The organism is Mesorhizobium sp. M1182 (assembly GCF_040318335.1).
Lineage (GTDB): Bacteria > Pseudomonadota > Alphaproteobacteria > Rhizobiales > Rhizobiaceae > Mesorhizobium.
In genome coordinates, this window is sequence record NZ_JAMYMD010000061.1 from 1 (window position 1) to 10433 (window position 10433).

11 protein-coding genes are annotated in these 10433 nt (G+C 63.8%); 3 read left to right on the forward strand and 8 right to left on the reverse strand.

Annotation, left to right across the window (positions count from 1 at the left end; translation table 11 throughout):
* Positions 1-248: 248 nt before the first annotated feature.
* The gene (locus tag NKH33_RS32645; protein ID WP_352813933.1) at positions 249-1187 is read left to right on the forward strand and encodes an alpha/beta hydrolase; all 939 of its coding nucleotides are present in this window, start codon (positions 249-251) and stop codon (positions 1185-1187) included.
* A gap of 46 nt (positions 1188-1233) precedes the next feature.
* Here NKH33_RS32645 and NKH33_RS32650 read toward each other — a convergent pair whose 3' ends face one another.
* From NKH33_RS32650 to NKH33_RS32660, 3 genes are all read right to left on the reverse strand, one after another.
* Positions 1234-1500 (reverse strand): hypothetical protein, encoded by a 267-nt coding sequence (locus NKH33_RS32650; RefSeq protein ID WP_352813935.1) that lies wholly within the window; start codon positions 1498-1500, stop codon positions 1234-1236.
* 94 nt (positions 1501-1594) lie between these two features.
* Positions 1595-2380, reverse strand: a complete 786-nt coding sequence (locus NKH33_RS32655; protein WP_352813937.1) for a DUF899 domain-containing protein — start codon at positions 2378-2380, stop codon at positions 1595-1597.
* Between the two features lie 157 nt (positions 2381-2537).
* Entirely contained in the window at positions 2538-3092 is a 555-nt protein-coding gene (locus NKH33_RS32660) for an autotransporter (RefSeq protein ID WP_352923637.1), read from the reverse strand.
* 99 nt (positions 3093-3191) lie between these two features.
* On the opposite strand from NKH33_RS32660, the gene NKH33_RS32665 reads away from it, so the two are divergent.
* A complete protein-coding gene (locus NKH33_RS32665; RefSeq protein ID WP_352813941.1) occupies positions 3192-3938 on the forward strand; it encodes a GntR family transcriptional regulator in 747 nt (248 codons plus the stop codon).
* A gap of 165 nt (positions 3939-4103) precedes the next feature.
* Here the strand turns inward: NKH33_RS32665 and NKH33_RS32670 are convergent, their stop codons facing one another.
* The 5 genes from NKH33_RS32670 to NKH33_RS32690 all read right to left on the reverse strand — a co-directional run bounded on the left by NKH33_RS32670 (position 4104) and on the right by NKH33_RS32690 (position 9121).
* The gene (locus NKH33_RS32670; protein ID WP_352813943.1) at positions 4104-5762 is read right to left on the reverse strand and encodes an FAD-binding dehydrogenase; all 1659 of its coding nucleotides are present in this window, start codon (positions 5760-5762) and stop codon (positions 4104-4106) included.
* 58 nt (positions 5763-5820) lie between these two features.
* Positions 5821-6807: a Gfo/Idh/MocA family protein gene (locus NKH33_RS32675; protein ID WP_352923641.1), complete on the reverse strand. Its 987-nt coding sequence runs from the start codon at positions 6805-6807 to the stop codon at positions 5821-5823.
* A 140-nt stretch (positions 6808-6947) separates the two neighbouring features.
* Positions 6948-7523, reverse strand: a complete 576-nt coding sequence (locus NKH33_RS32680; protein WP_352767410.1) for a YceI family protein — start codon at positions 7521-7523, stop codon at positions 6948-6950.
* 68 nt (positions 7524-7591) lie between these two features.
* A complete protein-coding gene (locus tag NKH33_RS32685) occupies positions 7592-8170 on the reverse strand; it encodes a cytochrome b (protein WP_352813946.1) in 579 nt (192 codons plus the stop codon).
* 60 nt (positions 8171-8230) lie between these two features.
* Positions 8231-9121, reverse strand: coding sequence for a LysR family transcriptional regulator (locus NKH33_RS32690; protein WP_352923643.1), 891 nt, complete (start codon positions 9119-9121; stop codon positions 8231-8233).
* A gap of 105 nt (positions 9122-9226) precedes the next feature.
* On the opposite strand from NKH33_RS32690, the gene NKH33_RS32695 reads away from it, so the two are divergent.
* A complete protein-coding gene (locus NKH33_RS32695) occupies positions 9227-10222 on the forward strand; it encodes an aldo/keto reductase (RefSeq protein ID WP_352923645.1) in 996 nt (331 codons plus the stop codon).
* The last annotated feature ends 211 nt before the right edge of the window (positions 10223-10433 follow it).

Consider the following 10433-nt stretch of genomic DNA (forward strand, 5'->3'; position numbering starts at 1 on the left):
GAACCTCCCGGCGCAAAGCGCGCCAAACTGTTCGCGATGTCCTCGCACACCTGTTCGCGATGTCTCCGGTCCAAACAGGGGGGAGATCGGATGTCGCTTCGGTTTTCGCCAATCTCCAACGTTGCAAGATGGGCTGCAAGGCCGAAGCTGCCGATCTCCCCACTTGAGGGGGAGATGCCAAGTGGTGGCAAAGAGGGCAGGCCAGAGGGGGGTGTTCACGCGGATTCATTGCGATCCATTCAGCGCCCATGACCGACTACAAAACCCTCATCGACGCCGAGACCTGGGCCTTCATCGAGCGGACTAACTCCTATTATCCGCCCGATACGATCGACTACACCGTCGCCGAGCAGCGCCAGATCTATAACCGGATGTGCCGCGAGTTCTTTGCCGGCTATCCCCAAGGCGTCACGGCGGAAACCACCGCCATTGCCACACCTTGGCACATTCCGATCCGCGTCTACCGCGCCCCGGCGCCGGAAGCGGCGGCGATGGTGCTTTATTTCCATGGCGGCGGTTTTATCCTCGGCGGGCTCGACAGCCATGACGACCTCTGCGCCGAGCTTTGCAGCCGCACTGGCTACGAAGTGGTTTCGGTCGACTACCGGCTGGCACCTGAACACCTTCATCCGGCCGCCTTCGACGATGCCATCAGCGCCTTCGAATGGGCGGCGGCGACTTTCGAGCGTCCTGTCCTGCTCTGCGGCGACAGTGCCGGCGGCAATCTCGCCGCCGCTGTCAGTCACGCAACGCGTGGCCATGCGCGCAAGCCGATCGGCCAGATTCTGGTCTATCCCGGCCTTGGCGGCGACAGCTCCGCTGGTTCCTACGTCACCCACGCGGAAGCGCCGATGCTTACCGCGCGCGACCTCGTTTTCTACAGGGATATCAGGACCGGTGGCGAGGATCGCACCGGCGATCTCACTCTGTGGCCGCTCGCCGACGCCGAGTTCGCCAATCTGCCGCCCACCGTCGTGATCACCGCCGAATGCGACCCGCTGTCGTCGGACGGCGAAGCCTATCGCGACCGCATCGTTGCCGCGGGCGGGCGCGCCTGGTGGCTCGAGGAGCCGGGGCTGGTGCATGGCTATTTGCGCGCCAGGCACACGGCCGGCCGGGCCCGCTCGAGCTTTACCCGGATTGTCGATGCGGTAGCGGTTTTGGGAAGGGGCGAGTGGATCTGGTGAGGGATGTCTTCCCGACCAGAACGGGCCTTTGTCGGCCGGTACAGCTCTATTTGCGGCGGCGTCGCCGGCCGGAAACCTGCTTCAGCCAAGGTCCTAAATGAAAGCCGCTCATCAGCAGGTACATCGGGACCATGCCGCCCAGCGGTGACGCCTCTTGCCCGGTCGAGCACATCATGTCCGGCGCGCCGCCGAGAAGCGTCAGCAGCGCCATGGTTGCGAAGGTCGGCGCGGCCGCAAAGGACAGCCAATCGGCTGCACTATGGCCGGCCGGGCTCGCATCGTCGCCGGATCCGCCTGCATGAATCTCGCTCATGTCCGTTGTCCTGCATAGCGAGCGGGATGCGGTCCAACCGTGCATCCCGCTCCTCCAATTATCCTGGCCGCATTTCCGCGACGCCAAAGACGTTCTATTCAGTGCGATTCCGGAACGCGGCCTCTCCGGCGTCCGATATCTCGACCCATTTTTTGTCGGGGACGGCTTCGGCGCCGTAATTGTCGTGCCAGTTCCACCACTTGTACGTCGGCGTCTGCGGATAGCCCTCGGGCGAATCTTCCCAAACCTCCTGGCGGCCGAGCGGCGACAGGTCGAGATAGCTCCATACGGTCCCCATCGCCTCGTCACCGCGGTTGTTGATGAAGTAGGTGCGGAACACGCGGTCGCCGTCGCGGATGAACACGTTGTGGCCGTGCCACTCGTCAACGCCGAAGTCGGCATCGAAGCTGTCGGTGATGGTGTACCAGGGCATCTTCCAGTCCATCCGCGCCTTCAGCCGCGCAATGTCGGCCTGCGGTGCGCGCGAGGCGTAGGCAAGCGTGGTGTCGCGGGCGTTCAGATGGGCGAGGTTGCCGACCTGGTCCGCCCCCAGCGAACAGCCGCGGCAAGCGTGGTCGGGCCAGCCGAATACGCCGGGCTCGAAGAAGGCGCGGTAGACGATCAGCTGACGGCGGCCCTCGAACAGGTCGAGCAGGCTCACCTTTCCGTCAGGCCCTTCGAACGTATAGGTCTTCTCCACCGCCATCCACGGCATCCGCCGGCGCTCGGCGGCCAGTGCGTCGCCAGCCCGGGTCACGGTCTTCTCTTTCACGAGCAGCTGCTGGCGCGCGGCCTCCCACGCGTCAGGCGAAACGACCGGTGGTGTCTTCATCGCGAGCCGCGTCGTCTGCTCGCCTGTGCCATTCTGATGTGCCGTCATTGTGCATCTCCCTTGCTGGTTTGTCGCCGCAGGCGCGACGTGTTGGGTCGTGAGCCAGGATAGGGGCGATAGCGGATTGGCGAGAGTGACAAGTGTGACGCGATTCCGACGGGTTCGCTGATCACGGCCAATTTCGCCGCCCGCGACGCCCCTGCGCTCATTCGTGCCCGGACTGCTGAATGGGCCGAGTGCCGGCCAGATAGCGGTCATTGTCAAACGGCTCGGCCTGGTTGCTATCCGGACTCCACAGCTGCCGGTGGGTTCGTGTGAGATCGCCGAGGTAGACATGCAGCGCACCCGATCGCGCACCGCCCGTATTCGCAACCGCATGAACGGTATTTGACGCCATGTGCACCACGGCAGGCGCTGCGATGTCCTGCCTTTCGGGAACATCGAGTTCGCTGCCGGCAACGGGATAGATGAAGTTCGTCTCGCTGCCCTTGTAGATGCCGATCAAGGCATCCATCAGGTGGTTGTGAGGCGGGTACTGCAGGCCGGGCGACAGAGTGATGTGATAGATCGTCAGGTTCGGACTCGCATGCAGAAGCACCTCGTCGTCGTCTTCTTCGTGAGCGAGTGTTCCCGATGCGTGAAAGCGGTTGGTGTAGTCGCCCAGGACCGTCCTTACCGCTTCGAGGGGATCTGGCCCCTTCGCGGCATTGACGATATCATCAGCAACAGCGTAGAGGGGCGAGTTGGCGGCTAAAGGCATATCAGTTATCCTCCCTGAGATGCTCAGATTATCAATTTGAGATGATCACGCTAGCGAATGCTGAGGCCAGCGTCAATCGGACAGCCAGACGGACAAAGTATGAAAACGACGAAGTTGACCGCCGAACCGGCAAGACCGGCTACGGTCGAGGCGACAGCACTGTCAGCCGCCGACGTCCTTCGCAGGGAACAGGCATATGAGCAGCTGAGGAACGACATCATCGCCTGCGTGTTGCGCCCCGGCGAAGCGCTGACAGAGAAACAGATCGGTGATCGATACCAGATCAAAAAGGCGACCATCCGCGCGGCGCTGGCCCGACTGATGCAGGAAGGACTGGTCAGGAGCGAGCCGCGCCGCGGCTACGTCGTTGCAACGCTCAGCCTGCGGGACGTCAACGAGATCTTCGATGTCCGCAGCTTGATCGAGCCGGAAGTGTTCAGGGTGGCGGCATCGAACATGACCGAGCGCGGGCTCGACGATGTCAGGCTGGCAGCGCAAAAAGTGCTGAAGCCGGAGACGCTACGCAGCCACGTCGCCTTCCTTGCGGCCGACCGTGCCTTTCGTCTGGCCCTTGCGGAGCTCTCGGGAAATTTACGACTGGCGCATCTCCTGGACCAGATACTCGACCAATCGGCGCGGGTTCTCCACCTCGGCTTCAAGTCCCGCGACTTCACCCAGTTGATCATCGCCCAGCAAAAGGAGCTGGTCCTTGCCTGCGAGGCAGGCGAGGTTTCCGCCATCGTCAAACTTGCCCGTTCGCAGTGCCTGTCTCTCAAGAAGCAGGTGCTCGAGGCTTTACTTGCCGGTTCCAAGCTTCAAGACGTCAATTTGCAGCCCTTCGCCTAGAGCCGGTTCCGGTTCTCCTGGAACCGGTAACCCGCTCTAACTATCTGTTTTGCCGCATTTATGCGGACGCCAAATGATTCCATTTGGCTGCAAAATGCTCTAAGGGAAGTTGGCCACTCGGTGCGACCCGCCACCTTGGCGCAACGGCCGCCGGCGGGCCTTGTTTCACCCCACTGCGCGTGCCGCCGCCCGTCCGGCACTGCGGCCGGAAAAGATGCAGCCGCCGAGAAACGTGCCTTCGAGCGCTGCATAGCCGTGCATGCCGCCGCCGCCGAAACCGGCGGCCTCGCCCGCCGCGTACAGCCCCTCGACTGGTTGGCCGCCGGCGCCCAGCACGCGGCTGTCGAGGTCAGTCTCCAGCCCACCGAGCGTCTTGCGGGTCAGGATGCTGAGCCTGACGGCAATCAGCGGGCCATTGGCGGGATCGAGCAGCTTGTGCGGTCTTGCGGTGCGGATCAGCCGGTCGCCGAGATAGGCTCGCGCGCCGCGCAACGCAGTAATCTGCATGTCCTTGGAGAACGGATTGTCGAGCTGCCGGTCGCGGGCGCGGATTTCGCGCTCAACCTGCGCCAGTTCGAGCAACGGCTCGCCGCCGGCCACTGCGTTCATGCGGGCGACCAGCGCCGGCAGATCAGGCTCGACGATGAAATCCTCGCCCGTCTCCATGAACGCCTTGACCGGCGCGGGCACGCCGCTGGTGGCGCGGCCGAGCACCTGGCGCCAGCTCTTCCCCGTCAGATCGGGGTTCTGCTCGGAGCCCGACAGCGCGAACTCCTTCTGGATGATCTTTTTGGTCAGGATGAACCAGGAATGATCGAAGCCGGTGCTCATGATGTGGCTGAGCGTGGCCAACGTGTCGAAGCCGGGATAGAGCGGGACCGGCAGGCGCTTGCCGCGCGCATCGAGCCACAGCGATGACGGGCCGGGCAGGATGCGGATCGCATGATCAGTCCAGATCGGTGCCCAGTTCCTGACGCCCTCGACATAGTGCCACATGCGGTCGCGGTTGATGAGCCGGCCGCCGGCGGCTTCGGCGATCGCCAGCATGCGGCCGTCGACATGATCGGGAACGCCGGTGATCATGCGTTTCGGCGGCGCGCCCATCCGCTTCGGCCAATTCTCCCGGACCAGCCGGTGATTGGCGCCGATGCCGCCGGAGGCGACGATGACGGCCGGCGCCTTCAGCTCGAAATCACCGGTGATCTCGCGCGAGCTCTTGCGGCCGCGCTCGGCATCGCTCGCCGCCAATAGGTCGCCGCGCACGCCGTTGACGACGCTGCCCGTCCGCGTCAATTCGTTGACCCGGTGACGGAATTTGAAGCGGATCAGCCCGCGCTTCTCGGCCTCGCGTACGCGCTGCGCGAACGGTTCGAGCACGCCAGGGCCGGTGCCCCAGGTGATGTGGAAGCGCGGCACCGAATTGCCGTGGCCGACGGCATTGCCGCCGCCGCGCTCGGCCCAGCCGACCACCGGAAAGAATTTCAGGCCGCGCTGCATGAGCCAGGAGCGCTTCTCGCCGGCGGCGAAGCCGAGATAGGCCTCGGCCCAGCGGCGCGGCCAGAGATCTTCCGTGCGGTCGAAGGCTGCGGTGCCCAGCCAGTCCTCGAGCGCCAGCTCATACGAATCGCGGATGCGCATGCGCCGCTGTTCGGGCGAATCGACAAGGAAGATGCCGCCGAGCGACCAGAATGCCTGGCCGCCAAGCGACTGTTCCGGCTCCTGCTCGACGATGATGGTCTTCTTGCCGGCCGCAGTCAGTTCGGCCGCCGCGACAAGGCCGGCAAGGCCGGCGCCGACAATGATCACATCCGCATCGTCGGACATCTATTTGGCCATGATCTTGTCCAAAAACCGGTCCCCACTTTTCGGGATCATGGCCGGCCTAGACTGTTTCCCAGCCTTCCTTCTCGCCGGCGCGGAAGATGGCATCGATGACCTTCTGGTTGAGCACCGATTCTTCCAGAGTGAAGACGCGGTCCTTGCCGCCCTGCGCAGCCCGCGCGAAGGCCTCGACTTCCAGCCGGTACTGTTGCGTGCCGGGAAAGCGGAAAACCTGCGCCTCGCTGTGGTTCTGGTTGTGCAGTTCGACGCGGTGATGGTCGTAGAGTCCGGCGTTGAACGGTGAGAACACCTCGATGAAGCCCTTCTCGCCGTGGAAGACCATCACCTGGCGTGCCGCCATCTGCGTCGACAGGTAAAACGACAGCTCGAAGTCGCCGAAATCGGCGCGGATCGAGGAATAGATGTCGGTGCCGAACGTCTTGTCGCGCTCGATCGTCGCCTGGACGCGCAGAGGCTCCTTGCCGGTCGAAAAGCGTGTCGACACTGTCGGGTAGACACCGATGTCGGGCAGCGCGCCGCCGCCGAGATCGAGCTTATTGCGCATGTTGTTGGGGTCGACATTGTAATAGGAGAACGCGCCCTGGACATGGCGCAGCCGGCCGATGGCGCCGTTGGCGATGAGGTCGCGCACTTTGATCCATTGCGGATGGTAGACGACCATGAAGGCTTCGCAGACCAGCACCTTCCTGGCATCGCGCAGCTTGATCAATGGCGTAATGTCCTTGGCGTCGAGCGCCATTGGCTTTTCGACCAGAACATGCTTGCCGGCCTCGATCGCCTTGGCTGTCCATTCGACATGCTGCGAGGTCGGCAGCGGAATGTAGACGCCGTCGATGTCGCTGGAGGCGAGCAGCTCCTCATAGGAGCCGAACGCGTGGCTCGCACCGAAGCGTTCGCCCAGCGCCCGCGCTTTCGACAGATCGCGGCTGGCAATCGCGGACAGCACGCCGTTCTCCGCTTCGACGATTGCCGGCAAAAGCTGCTCGCGGCCGATCTTGGCCGTCGACAAAACTCCCCATCGGAACATCAGATTTCTCCTCTCGATTGCAGGCCTGGAGGTTTGCCCTAATTCAGGAGAAAAGCCAATGCGGGAGCATGGCGGCGAACAGGGCGATCATCTGCGGCTTGTCCGGATGCCGGCGCTGCCCCCTGCGGAACCTGCAAAGGCTATCCCCTTCTACCCATCAGCGTCATGTCGAAATCGACGACGTTGGAATAAATCGGCGTGCCGACATCCATGCCGTAGCGCGACCGCAGCACCTTGCCGGTGACGTGGAATTTTATCGTGCCCGCCCTGAGCCCGCCGAGCTCGGCCGTGAATTTTTCCTGAAAGGTCTTGCCGCGCGCCGTCAGCCGGCCGGTGACAAGGGCCGACGTGTCGCCGGTGCGTTTGACGCTGGTCGAACGGAACTGGATCTCCGGATTGTTGGCCGCGTCGAAAACGGCGTCCGAGCGGAGAAAGGCATCGATGCGGCTTTGGCCGGTACCGACGCTTTCGGGGAAGATGGTGAAATTGACCCGGGACCGGCCGACATCACTGTTGTCGATGAGGATACTGCCCTTGAAGCGGGAGAAGGCACCGTCGAGCCCGCCGCCGCCGAGCTTGGCGATGGAGAAATGGATGCTGGAACTCCCCGGGCTGATCGTGTAGCTGCCGGCCGCCTCGCCAAGGGCAACGGCGGCGAAAACAGGCATGGCAAAACAAGCGGCAGCTGCCGCAAATCCGAAGATGCGCGCGTACATGGAAATGGTCCTCTTGGCAGGCAACGCTTTCTTGCGTCCTCGCCCCATCAACGAATGAGCCGTCCGCTCTATTCCCTGTCGTGATGTGACGAAGCCGTGATCATGCGCGTCAGCACGGTATCCCTCAGCCAGAAATGATGGCGCAGCGCTGCGGCGAGATGCAAAGCGACAAGTCCGATGCCGGCATAGGCGAGATACCAGTGCGTCGCTGCCCAGAAGCTTTCTGCCGTGTCCGATTCACCGAGCGGCAGATTGGGCATGACGAACAGATTGAACGGCACGCTCGGGATCTCCAGCACCGAGACCGAGACCAGCGCCCAGCCGGACAGCGGCAGAGCGAGCTGAAACGCATAAAGCGCGAGATGGACCAGCGGCGCCATCCGGCGCTCGAAAGGGCCGACCGAGCGCGGCAGCGGCGGGGCCGGTCTGCCTAGGCGCCAGGCGATGCGCAGGATGACCAGTCCAAGCAGCAGGAAGCCGAAGGATTTATGCAGCTGGATCAGCTCGAAGGCGGTGCGCTGGCTGGACAGCCGCACCATGACGAAGCCGAGCAGGAACTGGCCGATAAAGAGTGCCGCGATCAGCCAGTGAAGGATGATCGCCGTCCAGCCGTAGCCGGCCGTCTGGTTTTTGGGCAGTGCTGACATGGTCGGTGAACGAATGCCAGGTCGGCTTTCTTCCACCTCTCCCTTGTGGGGAGGGTTGGCTTACTCGCCGACCTTGAAAAAATCGACAAAGGCCCTGAGCGCCGGCCGCATCTGGCGGCGGCTGGGGTAATAGACGAAGAAGCCGTCGAAGCGCGGGCACCAGTCCTCCAGCACGCGAATGAGCTTGCCGGTGGCAATTGCGTCGCGGACATAATCCTCAAACACGAAGGCGAGCCCGGCGCCGTCGACCGCCGCATTGGCAATCAGATGGTCCTCGTCGAGGATCAGCGGCCCCTGCACCGGGATTTCGATCTCCTCGCCGTTTTGCTCGAATTCCCAGCGGTAGAGAATGCCGCTGGAGAAGCGGAAGCGGATGCAGCGGTGGCCGGCAAGGTCGTGCGGATGGATCGGCTTGGGCATGGTCTCGAAATAGGCTGGCGCGCCGACCACCGCGCCGCGAAGGTCTGGTCCGATGCGCACTGCGATCATGTCGCGCTGCAGGCTCTCGCCCAGCCGCACACCGGCATCGAAGCCGCCCTCGACGACGTCGGTGAAGCGGTCCTCGATGACGATCTCCAGCACGATGTCGGGATAGGCAGCAGCAAAGGCGCCGAGCCTTGGCGTCAGCGCCAGGTGGGCGGCGGTGCGCGGCACGGTCAGCCTGAGATTGCCCGCCGGCCGGTGGCGCGCCTCGATTGCCGATTCAAGCGCAAGGTCGATTTCCGACAGCGCCGGCCTGAGGCGCTCGAGCAGTTGCGCGCCCTCCTCGGTCGGAGCGACGCTGCGCGTGCTGCGCGCCAGAAGGCGCACGCCGAGGCGCGCTTCGAGGCTGGACACCGCGTGGCTGACCGCCGACGGCGCGATTGCCAGTTCCTTGGCGGCGCCGCGAAAACTGCCGCATTGGGCGACCATTGCCAGTACCGCGAGCTGTGAAAGATGGGTTCGCTTCATTGATCTATTTCTTGGAACAGCCCGTGCAATTGAGAGCCGATTATCGAACTCGGCGCAAGACGCTATCTCTGCGGCATCACAACCATCACAACAAGGAGACACGTGATGCAAACCCGAAAGCTTGGCAATGAACTTGACGTCTACCCGGTCGGCCTCGGCTGCATGGGGATGAGCTTTGCCTATGGTGGCCAGCCGGAGGCGGAGGCGATTGCCACGCTGCGCCATGCCGTCGAGATCGGGGTCAATTTCTTCGACACGGCCGAGGTCTATGGCCCTTACGAGAACGAGATCCTAGTCGGCAAGGCGCTGAAGCCGGTGCGTGACAAGGTGACGATCGCAACCAAATTCGGCTTCAAGATCCTCGAAGAAGGCAGCGGCATGGAGCGCATGGCCGGTGTCGATAGCCGCCCGGAGCATGTCAAGGCCGTGGCCGAAGCGTCATTGAAGCGGTTGGATACGGAGGTGATCGATCTCTATTACCAGCATCGCGTCGACCCCAATGTGCCGATCGAGGATACGGTCGGCGCCATGGCAGAGCTGGTGCGCGAGGGCAAGGTGCGGGCGCTCGGCCTGTCGGAGGCGAGTGCGGCGACCATCCGCCGGGCGCATGCCGTGCACCCGATCGCCGCGGTGCAGAGCGAGTATTCACTGTGGAGCCGCGATCCGGAGGGGGAAGTGTTTGCCGTCTGCCGCGAGTTCGGCATCGGCTTTGTCCCCTATAGCCCGCTCGGCCGCGGCCTGCTCACCGGCACGATCGACAAGCCCGACGTGCTCGGCGCCGACGACTGGCGCCGCGGGTTGCCGCGCTTCCAGGCCGACGCCATGGCGGCCAATGCGGCGGTCGTCGCCGTGCTGGAAAAGATGGCCGCCGGGAAGGGCGTGACGCCGGCGCAGCTGGCGCTCGCCTGGGTGCTGCATCAGGGCGACTTCATTGTGCCGATCCCCGGTGCGCGAAAAATGCGCCATCTGCAGCAGAATACGGCGGCAGCCGATGTCGTGCTGAGCCAGGCCGAGGTGGCATCCATCGGCGACGCCCTGTCGCCGGAAAAGGTGGTCGGCAAGCGCTATACCGAGGAGCTGCTGGCGCTGGTTAACGGGTGAACGGCAATCGACGGCGTAATCGAAACGGGGCGTTTGGGCACCCCTTTTTGACTAATACGGTGCGATGCAAAGCGTTGTGAGACCTCGGCGCGAGGCACCCCCCTCTGTCCTGCCGGACATCTCCCCAGTTGTGTGCGTCAAGTTCTGCAAAATGGCGTGGCATTGCAGTGACGTCGGCGTGTCCGCCGCGCAGCCCCCGTGTTTAGCGGAG